Origin of the sequence: Prosthecochloris sp. (genome assembly GCA_015482705.2) — a bacterium.
Lineage (GTDB): Bacteria > Bacteroidota > Chlorobiia > Chlorobiales > Chlorobiaceae > Prosthecochloris.
The window spans coordinates 219,384-243,931 of record JADMLA020000040.1; the positions used below are offsets into that span (position 1 = coordinate 219,384).

Consider the following 24,548-nt stretch of genomic DNA (forward strand, 5'->3'; position numbering starts at 1 on the left):
GAACATGTGCTCATAGGCTTGTAAAAATGGTATGACTCATTGAATTACGATACTTACGATACTGCGAGTTTTGTGAGGTAATTTTTTATGGATTGATGTTTCGAAAGTTCCATTTTTTTATGCATTCGATAACGAATACTTTCAAGTCCTCTTGTTGAAATACCGATGGAACGCGCTATTTCCCGGGTGTCGTAGTTAAGCTTTATCAGAAGACATATCCGTAGGTCTCTCTGGTTGAGGTTAGGATGCTGTCGTTGTAATTTCGAGAGGAATTCCGAATCGGTTGCAGTGAGATCGGTATTGATTTTTTTTTCGATTGTTTCTGTTTCAATCATCTGTGCGCATGATTCAATCATCTCTTTTTTTAGTTCTTTATCGATATCCAGGCCGAATATCTTTTCCCTGAGCGATTGAAGCGCGGCTGTTTTTTCGGCAACCGCCGTCGAAACCCTTGTGATTTCCATGTCTTGAGCGGCAATTCGAGACCGCAATGCTGCTTTTTCACGGTCGAACTGGGTCTTGAGCTGATTATTGAGTTCGAGCTGAGCGTTAAGGAGTATGATCTTCTCGGAGAGTTTTTTCTCGGTTTTGCTTTCTGCAATTTTTTTTTCATTTGCGGAAAGCTTTTCCTTGGCCTGCAGGTCTTGCTGAAGGCATTCAAGTGCCTTGAAAAACGGGTAAAGAAGTTCATCCTGATCTGGCAGGCTGATCGGCTGATTGAGCATGTTCATCCAGCCGATTCGGGCAGTTGCGGCAAGAAACTCTTTTTTTCTTTGAGCATAGAGCGCATCTTCCTCTTCATCATATTCTTCTTGTGGAAGGCTGCCGGCCTTGGCATCAAGAATAGCGGTGATTGCTTCTTCGTATGACTCAACCAGCACGACAGGAGTACTTTCGGGAACAATTGATGCGAACGTTTCCACAATAGTCAGAAAAGCAGGATCTATATTGTAAAAAACGATCAATTTATAATAAGGTGGCCAGCGGTAGATAAGTTGTGTGAGGATTATCTTGTATGCGTAAGAGATGTTATTGACATGGCTCAGGTCTCTCATAAGATAGACGAGATCGTCTTCAAGGCCGCATTCTTCAAGGATCATTCGAAACAGAGATTGATCCCTGTCTTCTATGGCAATGTCAGTCTCGGTTTCGTAATAGGTCAAAAAAATGTCCTTACCGATTTTTTTGACACGCGTTGTGTATCTCTGGTCCGGATGCTCGGTTTTCCAGTGAGATTTCTCGACAATTGGCAGTTTCGATACCGGGCAATTTTCCATGGAGGTTCACTGATTTATTGGAATGTGGGTAATTGACGTATTCCTATTTATAAAATACGTTTTTTTTTGTGTAGAGGCAAGCTCATAGACAAAGAATGGTATGAAGGTACTTCTTCATTTTTTCCTCAATTCAGAAAATACAGCAATCGAATGTATGGGTTCTGTTTTCAATTGAGGAAGGTTGCCGAGTTTTTCGGCAAGTGCTGTAAGGTAGTTTTTTAAAGAAAGGTTTTTTGGCAGGCCCATTTTTTTATGCAACCGGTATCGGAGGCTTTCCATGCCGCGTTTCGAGATTGCATAGCAGCTGGCTATCTCTGTTGTCGTATAATTGAGTTTGATCAACAGGCAAACTTTTATGTCCCTGTTATTGAGGTTCGGATGTTTTTTATGAAGCAGAGAGAGAAACTCCGAGTCGGTCGAGGTAAGCGGAAAATTTGTTTTTTTCTGGTTTTTCTCGGACTCGATAAGTTTTTCACATATGTCCAGTATCTGTATTTTGTGTCGGTCGTCGATAGCGAGGTTTGCAACGTTGTGCATGATTTTCCAGAGTTCGGGCTTACGGCTTTTCAGCATTGTTTCGATTGCACGGTACTGGTTTCTTCTGAGCGAAAGTGTTTCTTCAAGTGCTGATTTTTCTTTTTTGAACTCCGACAAAAGCCGTTTTTTATCGCTTTCGATGGTTGAAATCATGGAATTGATCATATCTGCTTTCTCTCTCTTTCCGCTTTCGAGCTGTAGCTTTTTCTTTTTGTAGCGTTCGGTTCGTTCGATAAGATCTTTTTGCAGAAAAGACAGGGCACTGAAAAAAGGATAAAGATCGTGCCGGGAGTGAGGTGCCGGAATTGACGAGTTCAACATATTCAGCCAGCCGATTCGTGCAGTTGTTGCAAGAAATGTTTTTTTCAGCTCTTCATACTCTCCGCTGTCATTGGTGTTTGAGGATGGATCTCTACCTCCTATCACATCGAGAATGATACGCATCGCCTGGTTGTAGTTTTCTGCGAAAAGAACCTTCAAGCATGAGGGGAGTATTGCCTGGATGATTTCCGCCGTGTTCCTGAACTCCTGTGTGGTGTTGTAGAATACGACGCAGGTGAGTGGTGGTGATGGATTGTAGAGAAAATCTACGATACCCTGTTTGTAAGCATACGTTATTTCCTTTACATGCTTCAGGTTCCAGATGAGGTAGGCTGGTTTGTTTTCCAGGTTGGAGTCTTCGAGGACCTTTTTGACGAGATCTCCTTCGAACGTTTCGAGCACTACCGGTTTGGCCGAGTCAACCCAGGCATAGAGAATATTTCGGCCTATTCTTCTAATGCAGGTCGCGTAGAGTTTTTTCGGGTTGTGAAAGATCCAGCGATGATTTGATACGATCTCTTCCCCCGAAACCATGCAACGTTCCATAGCCTCTGTGTTTTCCTTTCAGGTTTATTATGCCTCTTAAGGATCGCTTGTTATGCAACAATTGCAATATACTGCACTTCTGCCTTATTTGTGCAGTATTTCCTTTGTTGGGGGGCAAGCTGCAAAAGCAGCCGGTCGGAAGTCAATCAGTGTATCAGGGTCGCTAGGTCCGTTAAATACCCTTTCAGAGACTGGTGCTTCGTCAATCCGATTTTTTTATGCATCCGGTATCGGATACTTTCCATCCCACGAGTCGAGATCCCGACGGAACGCGCAATGTCCCGGGTATTGTAGTTCAGCTTGATCAACAGGCAGATGCGAAGTTCTCTCTGGTTGAGGTTCGGGTGTTTTCTCTGAAGCTTCGAAAGAAATTCGGAATCTGTCGTTGTGAGTTCGATGTTGAGCCTTTTTTCTATCATCTCCGTATCGATCATCTTCCTGCAGTTTTCGATCATAGCGCTTTTTTTCATATGATCGATATCCAGCACGCTGATCATGTCGAGCAGTTCCCGAAGTGATGATGTTTTTTCGGCAATAGCGGTCGATATTCTCGTAAGTTCCATCTCCTGAGTGGCGATTCTTGCCGTAAGTGATGATTTCTCTTTTTCCAGTTGGCTCTTGAGTTTTTTGTATAACTCTTTCTGGGCGTTGAGCAGAATGTTTTTTTCAGAAAGCGTTTTTTCACTTTCCCTTTCTATTTGCTCGAGCTCCTGCTCTTTTTCCTTTATGTTTTCCCGCAAGTCATTCTGGAGATTTTCAATGGCTTTGAAAAACGGGAAGAGTTTGTCATCGCGGGATGGAAGGTTTATGCCCTGATCCATCATGTTCAACCAGGAAAGCCTGCCGAGAAAAGCGAGGAACTCTCGTTTCTGGTGCTCGTATTTTTCCTCTTCTTTGCTGTTATGATTTTCCTTGACGGGTTGACCTTTTTTCCACTCAATCGCAGTATTGACGGCATCAGTGTAGCTATGTCTGATAAGTACCGGCAGATCTTCGGGAGCCATTGCGGAAAGAGTTTCCGCCATTGTAAGAAACGCCGGTTCCACATTGTAGAGAACCACTATTCCGAATGTGATCGAAGGATTATAGACAAGGTCGGCGACCTGTTTTTTATAGGTGAGAGTCATATCGGCAATGTGTTTCATATCCCATATGAGGCAGACCGGTTTATCTTCGATATTCGAATCGTGCAGGGCAGAGTGTACGATGTCGATGTCGATGGATTCCAGTGAAATATCGTGATCTGTATCGATGTTGTACAGTAGAATATCTTCACCGAGTAGTTTGATGACTTTGTCGTATCCGTTGTTGTTATTGACAGCTCTCCAGTTTCGGTTTGCTGTAATTGGCAGATTTGTTACGGTACAGGTACTCATGATAATAAAGCTCTAATTGTTTACGCGTAAAGTACTGAGTGATGTATTATTTTTATTATAAGATATTTTTTTGGCTTTTTTAAAGAAAAAAAGCGTGAAATACACGTCAACACGTCATAATTGCGAAGTGGGTTCATTTTTTACATGCCTGAAAGGTTGCAATAGAAGTCGATTGATGATTCGATGCCGATGCATGGGATATGGTGGTGAGGGCTTATATTCGTTGTAATGGAGGATTATTTCGGTATGGATCAATCGTTGAGAGATGAAGCGCTCATTACTTTTTGTCTGTTATGAGAACATATGCCGGTCACCTATGGCAGAGGGGATTTTTGCAAAAATGATCGCCGAGCGTGAGCACGGGGATTTTTTTGACGTAGAGTCAGCTGGTACGGTATGTTTTCAGAAAGGAGAGCCGCCTGATAGTCGGGCCATCGAGATAGCGCTCGAGCATGGTGTAACTATCGCCGATAAAAGGGCTTGCTGTATACGAGACCTCGAGTTGGGACTCTATACGAGGATATATGCCATGGATGGACAAAATTACCATGATACTATTCGCTGCAGTACTTCACAGAGAACGCTTCTTCCAGTGTCAATGGTGACCGATTATCTTTCTGATCCAGATACTGTAGCAATAGAGGATCCATACTATGGGACGAAAAAGGATTTTTTGAAAGTGTTTCAGCAGCTTGAAGAAGCGCTGGTAAACATTTACGACGAACTACTGAGGCAGTCTGACCTTTGAAAAGGCGGTTTCATTCATTATGACGGCATTGAAGAAGAAAACTACGTTTATCATAAATCCTGTCGCCAACAAAGGTCTTGCGGCAAGAAACGCGGATCTACTTCGTAATGCAGTGAGGTTACGGCGTGATGCGGTTGCTTACTACAGCGAATACCCTGGCCATGCCTTTGAGCTTGCCCGCAGGTCACTCGATCAAAGCAGAGCTGTGATTGCCTGTGGTGGAGATGGTACTGCACATGAAATCGCCAACGTTCTCGCTTTTTCGGATGTATGCCTCGGTATTCTTCCCTCAGGTTCGGCAAATGACTTCATTAAATCACTCGAACATCGTTTCGGGCTCGATTATCCGATAGATGCATACATGACGGCCAACTCGGTTTCGGCCGATTTGGGAAGGGTGACAGGAGAGGGGCAATTCCACCGTTACTTTCTCAACTCTCTTGGAATGGGTTTGACCGGGAGAATCGCCCTGAGAGTCAAAAATACACGATGGATGAAGGGTGACGTTATTTACCTCAATGCCCTGCTTTCTGTGCTCTTAGGTTATAAACCGCCAAAAATGCATATTAAGCTCATCACTCCGTATACATCCATAGAAATGGAGGAGTCGATTTTTGCCTTCTCGGTCGGCAATGGCCGTATAGAAGGCGGGAAATTTCGTATCGCACCCGAGGCAGAAATCAACGATGGTCTTCTCGATGTATGCATCTTGAAGGCAGTGCCCAAAGCGAAATTTTTCAGCTATGCCTTGAAATATATACGGGGCACACAGATTTTCGATTCTCGGGTCATTTACGCAAAGGTTCGTGCAATTGAGATCGAGATTTTTGAACCCGAAGTCATGCATATGGATGGTGAAGTGTTCGAAGACGTTCAAGGAAAAATCAGGATAGATAGTGTTCCTTCTTCCATAAAAGTGCTTTGTTAAGCCATAAGGCAGAACCCTCTGTTCATAGCTATGCAGATCGTCATTTTTGAAGATGAAGTGGTTTATCGATTCGGACCGCTGGTGCATTTCAAGCCCGTTTACTGCCTGTCAACCGGCTGCAGAACCTTGTTGGAAAAGTTTCGTTTTCATCTTGGGGCCGGTGTTGTTTTTTCATGTCACTTTCGCTCGTATCTGAAACCTGTTTTTCGTGATCGCCTCCCTGTTTTTCAGCCCGAGAGTCATCAGGAAAGGGATCTTCTGTTGGTGAATGGACGGCTCATTTGTACCGAAAGGGTTGCATCGATAATTCGTGACAGTCCACCGGCTCCAGGTCAGTGCCTTGTTCAGGGCGATGATCTGCTTTTTGCAAGGACCGATGCCGGGAAAATTGCGAATCAGGATGGTTGGAGCCATGACGTTGTTGACTCACAACTGTTGGCTTCCGCGGCTGAGATAGTCACGATGGACGGTTTCAAACTGCTCCGCAACATTTGGGATCCGGTCGCGTGCCATCCCGAAGAGGTTGAACGTGAGGCCGGAACGCTCGAGCTGGGGAGAATCATGGGTGAGGTATCGTCACATGCTGTGCTGGAGAATCCTGAGAACATTTATATCGGTGAAGGGGCGCGGGTGAAGGCCGGGGCTGTTCTGGACGGACAGACCGGGTTTGTTTATGTGAGTCCAGGTGCTCTTGTCGAGCCCCGGGCTGTGCTTGCGGGAAATGTGTTTCTCGGTTGTTCGGCTGTTGTGAAAACAGGTGCGAATCTGCATTGCAACGTCAGTATCGGCAAAGGGGCCAAAACAGGCGGAGAGATCGAGGATTCGATTGTCGAGCGATATGCGAACAAGCAGCATGACGGGTTTCTCGGCCACTCCTATATTTCGTCATGGTGTAATCTTGGGGCAGGGTCCAATACTTCGGATTTGAGGAACAATTACGGAAAGGTAAAAATAGTTCTCGATGGGCGGGAGATCGAAACCGGAGAGCAGTTTCTGGGGCTTTTAATGGGAGAGCATACCAAGTGTTCTATCAACTCGATGTTCAACACCGGGACGGTTGCCGGCACATCTGCAAATATTTTCGGTAGCGGTTTTCCGCCTAAAAATATACCTTCTTTTTCCTGGGGTGGTCCTGGAGAGGGATTTCAGCACTACGCGATGGATAAAGCTCTTGAAACGGCAAGGGTAGTGATGGCTCGAAGGAATATCACCATGAGTCCGGATTATGAAAAAATGTTTCGATACGTTGCCGCTATGGAACAAGGTAGAAAAGTTCGGCTCTGACTTTTCACGAAGGGTTTACCAGAACATTTTTAACGCTAGCATTGTCAATGATTCTTGTAATAGATAATTACGATTCGTTCACCTACAATCTTGTGCAATATATGGGAGAGTTGGGGGCGATTGTCGAGGTGTATCGTAATGACGAGATCAGGGTCGAAGAAGTACGTGATCTCGGTCCCGAAAAAATTGTTATATCGCCAGGCCCCGGTACACCGCATGATGCCGGTATTTCGGTTCCACTCATCCGTGCTGTTCAGGGTGAAATACCGGTTTTAGGTGTCTGTCTCGGTCACCAGTCCATAGGAGAAGCTCTGGGCGGTAGGGTCGTGCGGGCTGTTGATGTCATGCATGGTAAAACATCACGAATCCATCACGATGACGAGGGAATATTTGCCGGAGTCGAAAACCCTTTTATCGCAACCCGGTATCATTCTCTTATTGTCGAAAGAGAAAGTTTGCCGGAGGAGCTTTCAGTGAGGGCTTGGACGGAAGACGGAGTTATTATGGGAATGGATTGCCGAGACAGACTTCTTTATGGTGTTCAATTTCATCCTGAGTCCATCATGACAAGCGAGGGAAAACATATAATCGGTAATTTTCTTGATCTTTGAAAAACATGCCTCCTTCTGGAAAAACACGGAATGTAAAACAAGCGAAAACACAGACGGTTCTTCCGCCGGATACGAAATACGCGAGTCAAACCGATTTTGCAGGTGATGGGTGGAGGGTATTCAAAATCATGGCTGAATTTGTGAACGGGTTTGAAAAAATGTCCGATACAGGTCCGGCCGTGAGCGTTTTTGGATCAACACGGGTTGGGCCTGAACATATGGAATACCAGCTTGCCGAGAAAATGGGGGGGCTCCTTGCCGGGAAAGGGTTTTCAGTCATTACAGGTGGTGGTCCGGGTGTTATGGAGGCTGCCAACAAGGGGGCGCAACAAGCCGGTGGAGTGTCTGTCGGCTTCAACATCGAGCTTCCGCTTCAGCAGGCTCCCAATGCTTTTATCGATCGTGAACGTTTGCTGACCTTTCAATACTTTTTTGTTCGCAAAGTGATGTTCCTGAAATATTCTCAGGCTTTTATCGTTCTTCCTGGGGGGTTCGGTACGATGGATGAGTTTTTTGAGGCGGCTACACTCATACAGACACAGAAAAGCAATCGCTTTCCTATAATATTGATGGGCGGCGATTACTGGCATGATTATTATCGCTGGATGCAGGAAATGATGTTCAAAGAAAAAAGATTTATTGCAAAAAACGATCTGGATTTTATTTTTCTTGAGGATGATCCAGAAAAAGTCGTTGGGATTATCGAGGGTTTTTATCCGGAAGGTTACAAGTTGAATTTTTAAAGCCATCAGCTCTGAATGTTTTACAGTTTTCTTCCTTGAGATACCGCTCGTATCATCAGCAACTCTCTGCAATTTCACCGATGCATTCAGGTCTCCATCGATAAATGCAATGCCTTTTGACGATGTCTTCAATGGCATACGTGATGTTCCGTGCGGTAAGTGATGGGTGATATGTTGGTTGGGAGTGAATATGAACAGTGGATCTGGGTATAGGACAGCAAGGTGGATGCCGTTGCGGAACTTGTTCTTGTCGTATTGTTGTTTAACGATTGTTATCTTCGCGCGAAAACCTGTACTATGAATATGATCTCGGCAATGGGAATGAAATTTTTTTACAGTGCAAAATTCTCCGGGATTGAGCGAGGATGAGTCGATGTAAAGCTTTCATGGTGTTATTTGAAAAACTTCAAGGGAATGTATAGTGATTTTTCCGTGTGAAAAGGCCGTTTGGTACAATCTTCCCCAAATCAGGGCGGATATAGCGGCAGGATTGGTCAAAACAGGAATGACCCAGTCACAGGCTGCTAAAAAACTTGGTGTAACCCCGGCAGCTGTGTCTCAATACCTGAACAAAAAAAGGGGACAGCAGGCTGTTAAAAGCGAGTCATATCTTGAAGAGATAGACATAGCGGTAGAAAAAATACGTGATGGGGCCAGTACACAAGAACTGCAGTCAATTGTCTGTAACTGTTGCCAGATCATTACTGAGGAAAGAATGGGGGCGGAAAGCCTGTGTTAGAGAAAATTTAATGGAGTAGAAAGGTATATGGGCGGTAACGGTGTAGAAGAACCTGCTGTTTCATGGTCTTTCAGAGAAGGCATTTTCTTTTCTGTTGCCCTTGTAGCCGCAGGTTTTGTTATCGAGGCGACCGTGTGGGGAGGACAGGGGGTGCTCCGGCCTTCCTGGCCATGGAATATCATCATTCTTCTGTTATTAACGGTAAACATTGTCATTGCAGGGTTGATCCTGAAGGATAAGCCCTTTGTCAAGTGGCTCGGAGGGATCCCTTTGGGGCTTTGTCTTATCATTGCAATGGCGATATTGTCATTTTTCGGCGGGGTAATGCCGCAAGGAGCAGGAAAAGGTCCCTTATGGGCACAGAATCTGGGTTTGAACAGTGTTTTTTCAAGCTGGCCGTTTGTTCTGACGGTGTTTTTTTTTCTTGTCAACCTCGGGTTGTCTCTGGTCTGGAAAACCGTACCGTTCAAGAGTGCAAACCTTCAGTTTATTTTGTTTCATGGGGGATTTTTGGTGGCGCTGGCTTGTGGGCTCATCGGCTCGGAAGATTTCCGACGGGTAATCATTCCTCTCTACGAGGGAAAGGTTACACAGAGTGCTTTCGACCCAGTCACGAAAACCACCGAAGATCTTCCTTTTTCCCTCTATCTCCATGATTTCGAGATGGAGGAATACGACCCACGTCTTATGCTCTATGATATCGGTGGAGGCGGTTATGAGCTCAATGAAGCCCGTACATCAGGGGAAATTACTCAAGGATCGGTTGTCTCATGGGGCGGATTGAGTGTTACTGTCGACAAGTTCCTTCCCAATGCCGTCGTGGAGGATGGTACCGGAGTGCCGGTTCCAACCGATGCCGATCGGGGGATTCCATATGCATTTCTCGAGGGAGAACATGAAGGAACGCCATTTTCCGGTTGGGTTAGCACAGGAAGCCCCTTTGAAAGGCCGCTGGAGCTGAAGGTAGGTGGCCGGGTGCTTAGCCTGTGGCCCGGTTCACCGAAAAAGTATCGTTCAAAGGTAACGATCAAAAGCGATGAAAGCGGTGATGTTATCAGCGAGATTCTCGAGGTCAACAAGCCTGTGAGTGTGGAGGGGTGGATGCTCTATCAGTTGGATTATGATGAAAAACTGGGGCGTTGGTCTGAACTCAGTGTTGTCGAGGGGGTTAGAGATCCCTGGTTACCGGTGGTTTATATTGGCTTTTTTATGATTCTTGCCGGTAATACCCTCTTTTTCTGGAAGGGAATCAAGAAAAAGTAGCTGATAAATTTTTTTCTTTTTGTTGCGAAGGTGAAGAATTTGGAGGATATACATACATGACCTGGGTTGAGTTTCAATATGCGGCAGCCGGTGCGATTGTATGCTGGGGCATTGGCAGTATCTTGAGCGTTTTTTCTGCCAAACAGCGTTCATCGAAAACGTTGGGGACGGCATTCCTGATGGCAGGCACTGCAGTCATGGTTTTTTTCCTGATTGCTTTCTGGGTGACAATCGATCGTCCTCCGTTAAGAACGCTCGGGGAAACACGCCTCTGGTATGCAACACTGATTCCGATCGTCGGTTTTCTTGTGGAGTACCGCTGGAAAGTCAGTTGGCTGAAATATTATTGTGTGGCTCTTGCCTCTTTTTTTCTTGCAATCAACATACTTTTTCCCGATGTGTACGACAAGACGCTCATGCCTGCTCTACAGAGCGTCTGGTTTGTTCCTCATGTTGTGGTTTACCTGGTCGGTTATGTTTTGCTTGCGGCCTCTTCAGCCGCAGCCTGGCATAATCTGTACCGAAACAAGCGGTCGATGAACAAAGAAGGTCACGCGGTGAGTCATTATCTGGCGTTACTGGGGTTTGTGTTTTTAACCTTCGGACTGGTTTTTGGCGCGATATGGGCAAAAGAGGCTTGGGGGCATTACTGGACATGGGACCCAAAGGAAACATGGGCTCTGATTGCTTGGCTCGGCTATCTTGGTTACATGCACGCAAATGCTGCAAAAGTCAATGAAAACAAGCTGCAGTGGTATCTTGCGATGGCATTTTTGGTACTTCTCGTCAGTTGGTTCGGTGTAAATTATCTCCCGTCAGCTCAGAGCAGTGTCCATGTCTATTGAAGTACAATAAAGAGTTCATTTTTCCCCCGAATCAGGATTGATAAACAGAGATCACCTATGATAGTGCGTTGGATAACAGTGTTATTTGTGAGCCTTTTTCTCTTTTTTTTCGCACCTTTTTCGTTGTTACAGGCCTCTATTTTTGATGAACAGACCCACGTTTCGGCAGATCTCTTCGTTGTCGAAAATTCACCGGAAAAAGGGCTTGTGGCAGCTGTGCATATGACGATGGAGCCGGGCTGGCATGTCTACTGGCAGAACCCGGGGGAAGCGGGGATGCCTGTAGCGATAAAGTGGGAACTGCCTGAAGGATTCAAGGCACTGCCTCTGGAGTTTCCCGCGCCCGAGCGCTTCGATGCGGGAGGAGTGATGGGATTTGGCTATAAAGATGAAGTTGTTCTTTTTTCGAGAATTGTCCCTGAGGAGGGACCGACCGATCGTTCGGTCGATAGAGTGACGTTTCCCCTGAAAGCCAAGCTGTCATGGCTGTCCTGTAAAGAAGTGTGTATTCCGGGATCGGTTTCTTTATCGTTATATCCGGATAAGGTTGATGCTGTTCTGCAGGAATTGGCCGATACATTCGTCAGGAGGGTTCCCCGTAGTATGGAATCTCCCGACGGGGGTCTTGCCGTTGAACGGATTGGCAATGGAAAAAGCGAGAGCGGCAGATATCTGGAGATTGTTTTCGCCGGGCCTGCTGCGACAGGCCTGAAAGATTTCTTCCCCCTTTTCCCTGAAAAAAGTTTCAAACTCGATGGGATAACCCTAACCGATGGCCGGGTTAGGGTTCCTTTGTTGGAGGATGACCTGCCGGAAGAAATCGAGGGGGTCGTTGTGACGGAAACGGCATCATATGTTGTTAGGGGGATGGTCGACCGCCAATCGGAAACAATAGCAGTTTCGGCTGTGTCAGGGTCGCTTTTTCTGATGCTTTTTTTTGCGTTTTTTGGTGGAATGCTGCTCAATGTCATGCCTTGCGTGCTTCCTGTTCTGGGGTTGAAGGTTTTCAGTCTCATCGGTCCCGATACCTCTGAATCGGGGAGGAAAAGCGGGCGTATTCAGAGTATGTTTTTTGCTGCAGGTGTGTTGTTTTCTTTCTGGGTCCTGGCCGGTTTTGTCTGGATCTTGCAGGGTATGGGGGCCCAGATAGGATGGGGATTTCAGTTCCAGTCCCCAGCGTTCGTCATGTTTATCGCTCTTGTTGTTTTTGCTTTCGGCCTCAATCTTTTCGGTCTTTTCGAGTTTGACGCTCCGGTGGTATCGGGTCGGGTAGGCAAGGCGGCAAACCGTCATGGCAGTTTCGGGGCTTTTGTCAGCGGTGTCCTTGCGACAACACTTGCAACACCCTGTACCGCTCCGTTTCTCGGTACGGCACTGGGTTTTGCTTTTGCTCAACCCTCATGGGTAGTGTTTCTTTTTTTTACGGTTATCGCTCTGGGAATGGCTTTTCCATATGTGATTCTTGCGTGGCATCCTTCATGGCTGAAATTCCTGCCAAAGCCTGGGCACTGGATGTATATTTTCAAGCAGCTGATGGGGTTCGTACTTGTCGGCGTTGTTGTTTGGCTTGCCTCGATATTGAATGCACAAACCGGTGGTGACGGGGTTTTGAGGCTTTTTATACTGCTACTGATACTTTCTTTCGCTCTCTGGTTTTTCGGTAACATTGCCGGTCATGGAGCCTCTTTCCGAAAAAAGTTTGTAACCTGGAGTATCGGATTGTTGGCTGTTGTAGGAGCTTTTTTTTTCCTTATGCCAGATGAAACCGCAGTGAAGGGCAATGCCGGAGCAGGCGGAACTGAACGGAGTGGAAACCATGTCGATACCAATGGTTTGGTATGGCTGGATTTTTCACCGGTTCTCCTCGAGACGCTCATACAAGAGAAAAAAACGATATTTCTTGAATTCACTGCAGACTGGTGTCTTACCTGCAAGGTTCTCGAAGCAAGTGTGCTGAGCAATCGGTCGGTTAGCGATGCATTGCAGCGTCCCGGTGTTGCTGCTGTCAAAGCAGACTGGACAACCCGCGATGATGCTATAACTGCTTTATTACAGCGGTTTGGCAGATCCGGAGTGCCGCTTTTTGTGATTATACCAGAGGGAGATATGGAGCGGGCGATTGTTCTGCCGGAGGTTGTAACCGTTGAAATGCTTCTCTCCGCTCTGCGGGAGATTCAGGCTTGAGTAGCTTGTCCGGTATCCTCTCTCTGTTTTACAATTCCAGGATCATGTGTGACTCGGTTGCATGAGCGCGGAGCATCGTTGCGCAACTGTCAAGAATATTCCACCCGTACTTGTTGATGAAGTAAAAGATATTGATGACTCTTTCCTGGGGAATATCTTCCGGAAAAAGAGCTGTTGCAGCCTTTTCCAGCTGAGCGACGAGTTCATCATGTTTTTTTCGGCTTGAGCGGTGCGTTTTCTGTCGAATGGTATCCATTACTTTTTCAACCTGCCGCGCTGATCCGCTGAGAACCTGCTCGAGGTTACGGTCGAGTTTTGCAAGCATTGGTGAGAGAGCCTGAAGTTCTGCGAGCATGGTATTCTCGGCATTGTCCAGAACAGCATCGAAATCATTGTTTTCAGCGCCTGAGATAGCGCTTTTCTGCAATATGCGGAGATTGTGAAATGCGGTATGATAGATCTGCTTTCTCGACAGGTTTGGTCTTCCGGTTTTCTGCAACACTTTATCCATGATTCTGCTGATGGCAGGTTCGATAAGAGTAAAGCTGCCTCTTGGTATGATAAAGGGCATGTAAAGTCCAAAATGTTCATATACCCTACGGTACTGAGCCAGATAACTTATCTCACCCGGTCCTGCAATGTATGCGAATACCGGCAGAACATGGTCTTGCACCACCGGCCGCAAAATGACGTTCGGACTGAACTTTTCGGGGTGATCTTCGCAGATTTCCAGCATCTGGTGCCTGGAGTAACGGTATTTCTCGGGAACGATGGTCAACGAGTCAGCTGAAGGCTGTTCGATCTTTGAGCGCTGGTCGTGATGATCGAGGAAAAAAAGATTGACCGCACGAGGTTTGGCCTGTGCCTGATAGCCCATACTTTCGAGTAGTGAACTTTGCTCGATCACACTATGCGAGGTATGCGGGCAAGTTGTCAGTTCACGGTGGAACACATCTTTTGCCAGTTTCTTGAATCCAGAATCGCTTGGTGAAAGGAACAACAGAGGGTAATCTCTGAAAAGAAATGCCATAGTCCTGCCGAATGCGAGTTCCAGAGTACTTTCCGGAGTGTAAAAGGTTTGAAGAGCTGTAGCGATCTCTTCTTTGTATTCACTTTCCTGCAAGAGAGAAATGAATGAAGAGACAGCTTCTGTTATACCCGGACCCATGACGGTCCGGCTGAGCATCTGGTCGGGGAGCCTGTTCCAGGGATCGAGGGTGATGTGTTTCAGCCGACCTGTTTCGAAAAGCGATGCTTTTGCCGATTCGTCGAAATCATGGTCTTCACCTTCAATCCAAAAAAGGGGGAGAAAATCGTACTCGGGGAACATTTCTTTCTGACGTTCGGCTACGACAACAGCGGTAAGTGCTTTGTATACGGAGTAAAGATTTCCTGTGAAAAGTCCGGGTTGCTGGCCGGTAATGACAAGCATACATTGTGGGGAGTCGAGTCTTTCTATCGAAGCGATATGCTTTTCATCGGTTCCGAACATCCTGTTTTGCCGGACAAGCAACTCCACAAGCTCTTTCCGCTTGTATTTCCTCGATAGGAGAATGTTGAGATGTTTGTAATAGTCGGCTTCTTTACGGTAATCGAAGTGGAAAAACCTGCTTGTCAATGATTCATGCAGTTCGCCCTCATGGGTATAGTCGTTGAAGAGTTTTGAAAAACCTCTTTTGGGGGCTTGTATGTCTCGATAGTCGATCAGAAAGGAGTTCACGGCCTATTGCTATTTGTTTAGTTTCCAGCACCGGATATCCTGAAGCGCATCATGATTTGTCATGTCGATGGAGATAGGTGTAACGGCAATATAATTTTCTCTAACGGCATATTCGTCGTAGGACAAATCGTCATCCAGAAGTTGAAGTTTGCCGCTTAGCCAGTAATAAGGGTTGCCGTACATATCGTCGCGTTCTATCGTGTTTTCAGCCCAGCGGGATGTACCCTGAGCTGTGACTTTTACGCCTTGGATTTCCTGTTCAGGTATGTTAGGGATATTGACCGAAAGAACGGTATCTGCCGGAAGTCCTTGCCGAAGTACTTTCCGTACCAGTTTTCTTGCGAATTTTCCGGCGTAGGTGAAATCGGCGTTTTCATAGGTTGTGAGTGAAAACGCTATGGACGGTATACGTTGTATGACTCCTTCGAGCGCTGCTCCCACGGTTCCCGAATAAAGAGTATTTGTTGCCGTGTTGCTTCCGTAATTGATGCCGCTGACTATGATGTCGGGTTTTTCGGAAAGTATGTGGCTCAGCGCTACTTTGATACAGTCAACAGGGGTTCCTGAGACCGTATAGCCGAAAAAACGACTGTTTCTGGTGTACTGTTTTATACGAAGCGGGACACCGAGGGTCATTGCGTGGCCCATTCCGCTTCTGGGTTCGGATGGCGCAACTACCGTTACGTCTCCTATTTTTTTCATCGAAGCTGCGAGGACATGCAATCCTTCTCCATCGATGCCATCATCGTTGCATACCAGGATGCTGGGTTTTTGCTGATGCGTCACGTTTTTGGTTTGTACGGTTATACAAATACTCGTGGGTTTCCTTTGGCCGGTTAAGATACAAAAAACCGAATTCAAAAGCTTTTCTACCTGACTAAAGGCCGAACCGAGATTCGACTTCTTCAGAATTCATGGCCGAAATTGAAGTAAAAAACGGTTTCTGCAAAGCGTATTCCCGAATCGCCGTCGTCGTTTTCTTCATCATCGAAGATGAACGCTTTCCCGGCAGTGAAGCTGGCAGGCCCCAGGGGTGTTTCCCAGTTCAAGCCGGCACCGAAACCATGGATGATATCTTCGGTGGACATTTCAGATCTGTTTTGCCATACGTTACCGGCATTGTAGTAAAGCAGGAACGAAGAAGGAAAAATGATGTCGAATGAAGGACTGTAACGAAAATTGGCCCCCAAGGAAGCGACGTTTCTTCCGATAAGGTCGTTTTCCTGCAAACCGATGAATCTCCGGCTGTATGGACTGCCGGCACCTCCAAGGAAAAACATTTCCGAGAAAGGCAGGCCTTCGCTGCTGAAGCCAAGAGAGAAGCCGAGCTGGCCAGAGACTTGTTTGCTGAACGATATGTTTTCCTCATGCTCCAGGTGCGTCTGCCAGAACGTTTGGTCATTGAGGATTTCAGGGGTGAATGTGTAGCGCAGGTTGGTGTGCCGCCCTTTTGTTGGCAGAAAAGAATTATCCCTCGTGTCAAGAGCAAACTCGAGTGATGCCGAAGCTATATCGATGTTTTGAGTTTCAAAATCTTCCCGTTCTTTATCGAACGTTTGACTGTTCTTCACCGTCATATCGAGCAGTAATTGACTGCTTTTTCCGATTCTGGTTCCGAAAGAGGAGGTAACACCGAACTCTTGTATACTGAATTTCTTTTGCTGTTCGGAGTCGGAGAAGAAAAATTCTTTCGAATACCGGACGTTGCGTATATCGAGATTGCGCTGGTCGTAAAACAGTTGTGTTGTAAACGTCAGATTGGTAGCGCCGATTCTCGGCATGTTGAATTCAAGGTTGGCGCTGCTGTTGTTTTCTCCGATTTTCCCCCACCCGCCAATTGAGTTTGCCGTTCCGTAAAGGTTTTCGTTCCTGAAATCAATCATGGCTTGAGCATCGTACGTTTCGTCATATCGTACTCCCAGACGCAGTACGTTCGAAGGTTTTTCATTGAGCCTTATCCTGAGTGTGCGATTGTCGCTCTTCGGTTCGGAAAGAGAGTCTTTTCCCGAGATGCCGATCGAAACACGGTTGAAGGCGCCTGTTCCGAACAGGTTGTCGATCGAATGCTCGATGTCCTCGAGCCTCAGGGCTTTCGAGGTGTCTATCGCCAGTTCCCGCATGATGGGGGTTGGACGTGTAATGTTTTTATCCTGAGAAACGGCAAGTGTGGAAATTTTTCCGTCGGACAACCATACGCAAAGGGTTTCTTTTTGAACATCGACTCGTTCGATGTCTATAAGGGGATAGCCTTTTTCCCTGAACAGTTTGAGGAGTTTTTCAAGAGCCTCGCTTCCTTCTTCATTTGTGTAATCTCTCAACATGAGGTTGCTGAAGCAGCTTTCGATTTCATTTTTTTCAAGGGGGACGACAGTATCGATGAGTTTGACGTTATCGAATGAAGGCGGAGTTTCACAGAAAAACACAATTTCCCTTGCTCTACGATCGATTGTAGCATACACTTTCGTGAAACGATCGGTTTCAAGCAATCCTTTCAATGCCTCTTCAACGTATGTTGCGTTTCGTATGATTTCACCGGCAGGGTGATAGTTTTTCAATGTCTTTTTTCCCGAACCCGATATTCTTATGGATTTTTTATAGGGATCGAGTGCAGTTTTTTTCCGGATAGGCAGTGAAATATCCTGACGGATTTTAGGTGCGAGTGCTTTTCCGCTTTTGTAGCCGGCGCTGATAATTTCAGGAAGCTTCGAAAAATCGATTGCCGGGTTGTTGCCGACATCCGGAGCAATTACCAGATCGGCTTTTTCGAGCTGGCGCGGATACTGTAACTCGATCAGAATGGTCATAGTCTGATCTGCAGCCTGCCACGGGATGTCGATATCTTCTGCAAGAGTGTACATGCTGCCTCTTGTGTCCACTCCGATTTTATAATCGAGACGAGCGTTTTCAAGCTCGTCAACCGCAAGGTTCGCTACAAGCCCACCGTCTGCGAGTTTATGCTCACCGAGCTCTATCGGTTCGAAGATGACCGGAATGGTACTGCTGGCAAGCATTGCTTCGGAAAGCGACCCATCGAAAAGGGTAATGCGTTTGCCTGAAACAAGGTCGGTTGTAACCGCTTTGAACGAGGTCGGAAGAGTTGTGAATGATCCTGCAGGATGGTACAGGGAGTTCATTGTCAGAAGGTCGAGAACTCTGGTCAACTTTTGTGCCGAACTCAGTGATTTCGGGATAACCAGCTTGAAATTCTCGAATCGTATAGCGATAGTCGCTCTGTCTCGGATTTTCTGGTGTTCGAGGAATGTGCTTGCCCTCGGTGCGTCGTTATCCAGGGAAAGGAGTTCTTCCCAGGGAACTTCCAGTGCGATTTTTTCGAGATCCGCCGCATTGTACCCTGTGCTGTAAAGCCCCCCCACGACTGCACCTATGCTTGTCCCGACGATAGCATCTATCGGAATGTTTTCTTCTTCAAGCGCTTTGAGAACGCCTATTTGGGCCATGCCGTTTGCTCCTCCGCCTGAAAGTGCGAGCCCAACGGATTTTCTGGCAGGTCGCATATGATACGCGATAGCATGACGCTTGAGAGGAAACGTGAGTGTATCCGGGTATACGGTAACCTGGTTTTGAGCAAGAAGAGGAGTATGGCCTGTCAGGACCAGAAGACAACTGCAGAACAACAGGGGGATGAGAAATCCGGTTTTGGACAATTGATAGCTCCAGAGGGTTGTTTTGAGTTCTCAGGGTGACTTCATATCTTCACTGTTAATCCGGGAAAGAGCATTTGCGGAGGAATACCGCGTCGTTTCTTTCTTCAAGGTAACAGAACGAGTCGCTCAATTCAGTGTAATGAGTGTAATGTATAATCTTTATGAATAATTAAAAATGGTCTGGTTTAAACGGGCAAAGCCCTCGATACGTACCAAAGACAGGCGAGATATTCCGGAAGGTCTCTGGCGAAAATGCGATAGCTGTGGAGCTGCTCTCCATAAGAAACAGGTGGAAGACAATCTTTATACATGTTGCGAATGCGGGCACCACTTCAGAATTTCGCCCGGTAAATATTTTTCGATTCTTTTCGACGAAAAAAAATATGAGGAATTCAGTGCTTCTTTGCGAGCTGCCGATCCACTTGCTTTTTCCGATACGAAGAAGTATCCCGACAGGGTTTCCGATGCTATCGAGAAAAGCGGTAAAACGGAAGCTTGCAGGAATGCTATTGGGATTATAGGTGGGCACCAGGCAGTGATCTCGGCAATGGATTTCGGATTTATAGGGGGATCGATGGGATCTGTTGTCGGCGAAAAAATAGCTCAGGCTGTCGATCGGAGCATAGAGCTCGGCGCACCACTCATCATTGTTTCACAATCGGGCGGGGCTCGCATGATGGAAGGAGCGTTCAGTCTTATGCAGATGGCCAAAACATCCGCAAGGCTTTTTCGGCTTCAGGAGAAGAATATTCCCTACATCTCTCTCATGACCGATCCAACCATGGGAGGGACGAGTGCATCCTATGCCATGCTTGGAGACGTAAACATCAGTGAGCCCAAAGCACTTATCGGGTTTGCAGGCCCGAGGGTTATCAAGGATACTATAAAACGTGATCTCCCTGAGGGTTTCCAAAGGGCGGAGTTTCTGCTGGAGCACGGATTCCTTGATATGATCGTACACCGAAGAGATCTCAAGGGCCGTATTGCACAGCTTCTCGATCATTTTGCGGCTTAGGTCCAGCCCAGAGCGGATGCGGTAACCGGAAACTCGGCGGTGAATATCTCCTTGACGGCTTCTGCAATATCACGATGCTCTTTCTGGGTAGAGGTGTCCGTTCTCACTTCTATGTAATGAATCCAGCTCCTGACCGATCCCTTCATGTAAAGCTTCGTTTGTGTGTTGAGTGGCAACAGCATTCTCGCACACTCTCTTGCGATGCCTTTTTCCAGTGCATCGTTATACTTTTTTACACAAAGAGCGCGAATTTCCTCCTGCGCGCCGGAAAACCAGTTCATTGTTGACGGGTCAAGATCATTGATCGAGTGCTGCCGGTTTTTCACGTCCTGTCTTCTCGGGGTGTAGGTCTCAAAACTCTGAACTTTTGCATAGCGTTGAGAAAATTCCTGAAATACGAAACTTCGGTGCCGCAGAATCTGTGGAGATATCGCTCTGGACGTTACAATTTCAACGGTCATATCGACCATTTCGAAGATGCTCCAATGGCGGTTTTTGATGCAATATGCAAGCAGATTTTCGTAATCGGAGGTTTCCTGATGCGGGCTTGAAACTCTTGCGCAGTAAGCTATCAGGCCTTCTGGATTGAGTTTTTCGTCCTGTATTTCAATGAGTGGATTTGTTATGGAGATCAGACGAACGTTCATTGTGATGTGTTGAAAAGAGTGACAGGAGATAAATCGAACAAGGATATCTCTATCAAGTGTTGCGCTGTGAGCTCAAAAACATGTTTTCCGTTCAAGAAGTCTGTCGAGGCGCAAAACAACGTGATGATGTGACCCCAAGTTAAAAAAGGAAATGCATTTTTCCGACACAATGGATCAGGTGTGTCGCGGTTGGTTGTCGGGTGTCGTAAGAACGCTTGATTTAGGAATGGGCAGTTTTTTTCGTAAAATCAAGGCCATGCTCTTGTATTGTTTATACCGGGGGTTATCTTAAAATTTTCACGATCTGTTTTTTCGACGTTTTTATGGTACTTACGTCTGGAAAAGTATGACAGGCTCTTGAAGATTGCCGGTGATGAATTTATTTTCATGCGATTGTTGAGACGCATCACGATTTACTGAAGGAGCAATCTGTAAAATGACCGGAACGGATGCGTACCGTTCGGGGTTGTCATAAGTCAGTATGTATTGTATAGCAAGGTTTAATCGAAAAATATCAGCTGAAAGGGAGTGTGAATTTATATGGCTAATTTAAATTTCGGGTTTGAGCGTCAGGCAAAAAAAATGTATTCGGGCGCGATTGAGCAGGGTATCAACAACAGCCTTGTTCCAATGGTTATAGAAACATCGGGTCGTGGTGAAAGAGCCTTTGACATTTTTTCGAGGCTTCTCAGGGAGCGTATCATTTTTTTGGGGACTCCTATCGATGATCATGTCGCGAGCCTTCTGATGGCTCAGCTGCTTTTCCTTGAATCGGAGGATCCGGAGCGTGATATCTTTGTATACATCAACTCCCCGGGTGGCAGTGTTTCTGCTGGGCTGGGAGTCTATGATACCATTCAGTACATCCGGTCTGAAGTTTCTACCGTCTGCGTAGGTATGGCTGCAAGTATGGGTGCTTTCCTTCTTGCTTGCGGAGCGAAAGGCAAAAGGGCTTCTCTGCCGCATTCCCGGATCATGATTCATCAGCCTTCCGGTGGCGTTCAGGGTCAGGAAACCGATATTCTGATCCAGGCACGTGAAATCGAAAAAATCCGCAAGCTCCTTGAAGAGATCATGGCCTCTCACTCTGGGCAGAGTGTCGAGAAAATCAGAGAAGATTCCGAACGAGATCGCTGGATGAATGCAGAGGAAGCCAAGGCTTATGGCATCATCGATCAGATTTTCGATCATCGTCCGGCTCTGGAAAAAGAAAAATAACACGGTGGAAAACACCGGCAACCAGGAATTATAGGCATAGCAAAAGCTGCTTTGGTGATCGTTGTAGTGTTCGTCGAAGTATGCAAAAGACATCGAAGTAATCGGTAATGAGTGCAAACCTCGAAAAAACGTATAACCATCATGATGTGGAGCGTCGCTGGTGCAGCGCCCACTGGGAAAGAGAAGGCATTTACGAGGCGGAAAGCTTCAGGGTACTTGATGAAGGCAGAGAGCCTTATACAGTGCTCATGCCACCTCCGAACGTCACCGGTAGTCTTACCCTCGGTCATGTTCTGAACCATACTCTTCAGGATATTTTTATCCGCTACCAACGCATGTCCGGCAAAGAGGCTCTCTGGCTTCCCGGTACGGATCATGCCGGTATTGCTACACAGACTGTGGTGGAAAGAAAGCTTCGCGAAAAAGGCATTTCGCGTTACGACCTCGGACGCAAGGAATTTCTCGAGCATGTCTGGAAATGGAGGGACGAGTACGGTGGACTGATTCTCAAACAGCTTCGCAAGCTCGGTATCTCATGTGACTGGCGCCGGAATCTTTTTACCATGGATGAACGTGCTTCCAGGGCTGTTCGTCACACCTTCGTCACCCTGTATCGTGACGGTTTGATCTATCGTGGCAAACGTATCATCAACTGGTGTCCGGTATCCCAGACCGCTCTCTCCGATGAAGAGGTGATCATGAAGCCGAGGAAGGACAAGCTGGTCTATGTTCGATATCAGCTAGCCAATCGGCCTGGAGAGTATATCACCGTTGCAACGGTGAGGCCTGAAACCATTCTTGCCGATGTCGCTATAGCCGTCAACCCCGACGATCCCCGTTATGCCGATTTGATCGGAGAACTTGCGATCGTTCCTGTTGCTGGCAGACACGTTCCGGTCATTGCCGATGATTATGTCGACAAGGAGTTCGGGACAGGCGCACTGAAAATAACCCCTGCACACGATCCTAACGACTTTGATGTTGCCGGTCGTCATAACCTTCCGGTTCTCAGCGTGGTCGGTCGAGACGGAAAGATGATCGATGACTTCGGTTATGCGGGTCTCGACCGGTTTGATGCCAGGGAAAAGATTATTGAAGACCTCGAAAAAAGGGGAAATCTGGTAAAGGTCGAAGAGTATGAGCACAATGTGGGGTATTCCGAAAGAGCCGGCGTCGTGGTCGAGCCCTACCTTTCCGAACAGTGGTTCGTCAAGATGAAGCCCCTTGCCGAAAAAGCGTTACAGGTTGTCAATGACGGTGAGATACGTTTTCACCCGTCACACTGGATCAGCACCTATCGTCACTGGATGGAAAACATCCGCGACTGGTGTATATCCCGTCAGCTCTGGTGGGGACACAGGATTCCGGCATGGTATGATGAAGATGGAAAAATCTGGGTCGCCGAGTCATATGAAGAGGCCTGTCATCTGGCAGGGACCGACAAGTTGATCCAGGATGATGATGTGCTTGACACATGGTTTTCTTCGTGGCTTTGGCCTCTGACCACCCTGGGCTGGACAGGAGAGCATGATGACAATGAGGACCTGCGGGCATTTTATCCGACAGAAACATTGGTGACCGCTCCTGATATCATTTTCTTCTGGGTTGCCAGAATGATCATGGCGGGCCTGTATTTCAAGGACAAGGTGCCTTTCAGGGATGTCTACTTTACCAGTATTATAAGGGACATGAAAGGCAGGAAACTTTCCAAGTCCCTCGGAAATTCACCCGATCCGCTGAAGGTGATGGACACTTATGGAACGGATGCGCTTCGTTTCACCATTGTCTACATAGCTCCTCTTGGGCAGGATGTATTGTTCGGTGAGGAAAAATGCGAGTTCGGTAGAAATTTCGCCACAAAGATCTGGAATGCGTCGCGTCTTGTTTTCATGCAGCGTGAAAAAGTTTTCGATTCCATCGACGGGTTCGTTGAGGCTTCCCTGCGTTTCACACCCGAAGCAGGTGCGTTATCCGATGCCCAGCGTTGGATACTCGGGCGATATCATGAGATGCTCAGCGCTTACCATAAGGCGTTTACGCAGTTCAGGATGAACGATATTACCAGAATCGTCTATGATTTTTTCCGCAGCGATTACTGTGACTGGTACCTTGAAACGCTGAAAATCGAACTGGCGGAAGAAACCGGTGAAGCGGGAAAGCAGCATGCGGTCTCTCTTGCGGTTTATCTGCTCGAAGGGGTTCTGAAAGCACTTCATCCGGTCATGCCTTTCATCACTGAAGAGATTTGGCATCATATTCTCCAGCGGCAAACCAGTGAAAGCATTGCACTATCCGCGATGCCGCAATCGGACGACTACTGGACCGGTGATGAGAAGGCACACGGCTTCACAGCTGTCCAGAAAGTTGTTTCAGAGGCTCGCAGCCTTCGTGCGGTTTTCGGGGTTCCTCATGACATGAAGGCAAGTCTCATCATCAGTTCACCTGAAGAGAGTGCACGGAGAATATTCGCTGCCAATGCACCTATTGTGACGCAGATGACAGGATGCACTGTCGATATATCTGAAGGTACTCTTCAGCGACCACCTCATTCTGCGAGTTCCGTTATCGATGGTAATGAACTTTTTATGCCTCTCGAAGGGTTAATTTCGTTTGATAAAGAGATTGCCCGTCTCGAAAAGGAACTGGGTAATGTTTCTTCTTACGTGAAACGAATGGAGAAAAAGCTTTCAAACAAAGGTTTTGTCGATAACGCTCCAGGAGAGGTTATCGAGGGTGAACAAAGAAAACTGGAAGAGGCGAAAAGTAATCTCGAAAAACTTCAGGCAAACCTTAACGTTCTGTGTGACTGACACGAGGTAGTCACTTTTTTTTGTTTCATTACAGCAGGTATGACAGAAACAGTACCATGAGGGAAAAGTGA

Annotated in this window: 19 protein-coding genes; 12 read left to right on the forward strand and 7 right to left on the reverse strand. The window is 46.8% G+C overall.

Features of this window, described 5'->3' with window-relative positions:
• Positions 1-53: 53 nt before the first annotated feature.
• The 3 genes from QZ209_RS11050 to QZ209_RS11060 form a co-directional block, all read right to left on the reverse strand.
• Positions 54-1,277: a transcriptional regulator gene (locus tag QZ209_RS11050; RefSeq protein ID WP_294347864.1), complete on the reverse strand. Its 1,224-nt coding sequence runs from the start codon at positions 1,275-1,277 to the stop codon at positions 54-56.
• A 114-nt stretch (positions 1,278-1,391) separates the two neighbouring features.
• Complete coding sequence (locus tag QZ209_RS11055) at positions 1,392-2,681, reverse strand: hypothetical protein (RefSeq protein ID WP_294347866.1); 1,290 nt, start codon at positions 2,679-2,681, stop codon at positions 1,392-1,394.
• A gap of 146 nt (positions 2,682-2,827) precedes the next feature.
• Positions 2,828-4,057: a transcriptional regulator gene (locus QZ209_RS11060; RefSeq protein ID WP_294347868.1), complete on the reverse strand. Its 1,230-nt coding sequence runs from the start codon at positions 4,055-4,057 to the stop codon at positions 2,828-2,830.
• 265 nt (positions 4,058-4,322) lie between these two features.
• On the opposite strand from QZ209_RS11060, the gene QZ209_RS11065 reads away from it, so the two are divergent.
• The 9 genes from QZ209_RS11065 (at position 4,323) to QZ209_RS11105 (ending at position 13,402) form a co-directional block, all read left to right on the forward strand.
• On the forward strand, positions 4,323-4,805 hold the full coding sequence (locus QZ209_RS11065; protein WP_294347871.1) for a low molecular weight protein-tyrosine-phosphatase: 483 nt from the start codon (positions 4,323-4,325) through the stop codon (positions 4,803-4,805).
• Between the two features lie 19 nt (positions 4,806-4,824).
• Positions 4,825-5,733: a YegS/Rv2252/BmrU family lipid kinase gene (locus QZ209_RS11070; protein ID WP_294347872.1), complete on the forward strand. Its 909-nt coding sequence runs from the start codon at positions 4,825-4,827 to the stop codon at positions 5,731-5,733.
• Positions 5,734-5,763: 30 nt separating this feature from the next.
• A complete protein-coding gene (locus tag QZ209_RS11075; protein ID WP_294347874.1) occupies positions 5,764-7,017 on the forward strand; it encodes a GlmU family protein in 1,254 nt (417 codons plus the stop codon).
• Between the two features lie 47 nt (positions 7,018-7,064).
• Positions 7,065-7,628, forward strand: coding sequence for an aminodeoxychorismate/anthranilate synthase component II (locus QZ209_RS11080; protein WP_294347875.1), 564 nt, complete (start codon positions 7,065-7,067; stop codon positions 7,626-7,628).
• A gap of 5 nt (positions 7,629-7,633) precedes the next feature.
• A complete protein-coding gene (locus QZ209_RS11085; RefSeq protein ID WP_294347877.1) occupies positions 7,634-8,371 on the forward strand; it encodes a TIGR00730 family Rossman fold protein in 738 nt (245 codons plus the stop codon).
• 421 nt (positions 8,372-8,792) lie between these two features.
• On the forward strand, positions 8,793-9,110 hold the full coding sequence (locus QZ209_RS11090; RefSeq protein ID WP_294347879.1) for a helix-turn-helix domain-containing protein: 318 nt from the start codon (positions 8,793-8,795) through the stop codon (positions 9,108-9,110).
• Between the two features lie 27 nt (positions 9,111-9,137).
• On the forward strand, positions 9,138-10,373 hold the full coding sequence (locus tag QZ209_RS11095; protein ID WP_294347881.1) for a cytochrome c biogenesis protein ResB: 1,236 nt from the start codon (positions 9,138-9,140) through the stop codon (positions 10,371-10,373).
• Positions 10,374-10,429: 56 nt separating this feature from the next.
• Entirely contained in the window at positions 10,430-11,218 is a 789-nt protein-coding gene (ccsA, locus tag QZ209_RS11100) for a cytochrome c biogenesis protein CcsA (RefSeq protein WP_294347883.1), read from the forward strand.
• Between the two features lie 57 nt (positions 11,219-11,275).
• The gene (locus QZ209_RS11105) at positions 11,276-13,402 is read left to right on the forward strand and encodes a protein-disulfide reductase DsbD domain-containing protein (protein WP_294347885.1); all 2,127 of its coding nucleotides are present in this window, start codon (positions 11,276-11,278) and stop codon (positions 13,400-13,402) included.
• Positions 13,403-13,430: 28 nt separating this feature from the next.
• Here the strand turns inward: QZ209_RS11105 and bshC are convergent, their stop codons facing one another.
• The 3 genes from bshC to QZ209_RS11120 form a co-directional block, all read right to left on the reverse strand.
• The gene (bshC, locus tag QZ209_RS11110) at positions 13,431-15,122 is read right to left on the reverse strand and encodes a bacillithiol biosynthesis cysteine-adding enzyme BshC (RefSeq protein WP_294347886.1); all 1,692 of its coding nucleotides are present in this window, start codon (positions 15,120-15,122) and stop codon (positions 13,431-13,433) included.
• Between the two features lie 9 nt (positions 15,123-15,131).
• A complete protein-coding gene (surE, locus tag QZ209_RS11115) occupies positions 15,132-15,908 on the reverse strand; it encodes a 5'/3'-nucleotidase SurE (RefSeq protein WP_294347889.1) in 777 nt (258 codons plus the stop codon).
• 119 nt (positions 15,909-16,027) lie between these two features.
• Positions 16,028-18,787 carry a BamA/TamA family outer membrane protein gene (locus QZ209_RS11120; protein WP_294347890.1) on the reverse strand — a complete coding sequence of 920 codons (2,760 nt, stop codon included), beginning with the start codon at positions 18,785-18,787 and terminating at the stop codon, positions 16,028-16,030.
• A gap of 175 nt (positions 18,788-18,962) precedes the next feature.
• Between QZ209_RS11120 and accD the strand changes: the two genes are divergently transcribed.
• Positions 18,963-19,802 carry an acetyl-CoA carboxylase, carboxyltransferase subunit beta gene (gene accD / locus QZ209_RS11125; protein WP_294347892.1) on the forward strand — a complete coding sequence of 280 codons (840 nt, stop codon included), beginning with the start codon at positions 18,963-18,965 and terminating at the stop codon, positions 19,800-19,802.
• On the opposite strand, the gene thyX is transcribed toward accD, so the two are convergent.
• The gene (gene thyX, locus QZ209_RS11130) at positions 19,799-20,449 is read right to left on the reverse strand and encodes an FAD-dependent thymidylate synthase (protein WP_294347895.1); all 651 of its coding nucleotides are present in this window, start codon (positions 20,447-20,449) and stop codon (positions 19,799-19,801) included. The two genes, accD and thyX, sit on opposite strands and share 4 nt — an antisense overlap.
• Positions 20,450-20,989: 540 nt before the next feature.
• Here thyX and clpP point away from each other — a divergent pair.
• On the forward strand, positions 20,990-21,667 hold the full coding sequence (gene clpP, locus QZ209_RS11135) for an ATP-dependent Clp endopeptidase proteolytic subunit ClpP (protein WP_294347897.1): 678 nt from the start codon (positions 20,990-20,992) through the stop codon (positions 21,665-21,667).
• 107 nt (positions 21,668-21,774) lie between these two features.
• Positions 21,775-24,477 carry a valine--tRNA ligase gene (locus QZ209_RS11140; protein ID WP_294347899.1) on the forward strand — a complete coding sequence of 901 codons (2,703 nt, stop codon included), beginning with the start codon at positions 21,775-21,777 and terminating at the stop codon, positions 24,475-24,477.
• Positions 24,478-24,548: the final 71 nt, after the last annotated feature.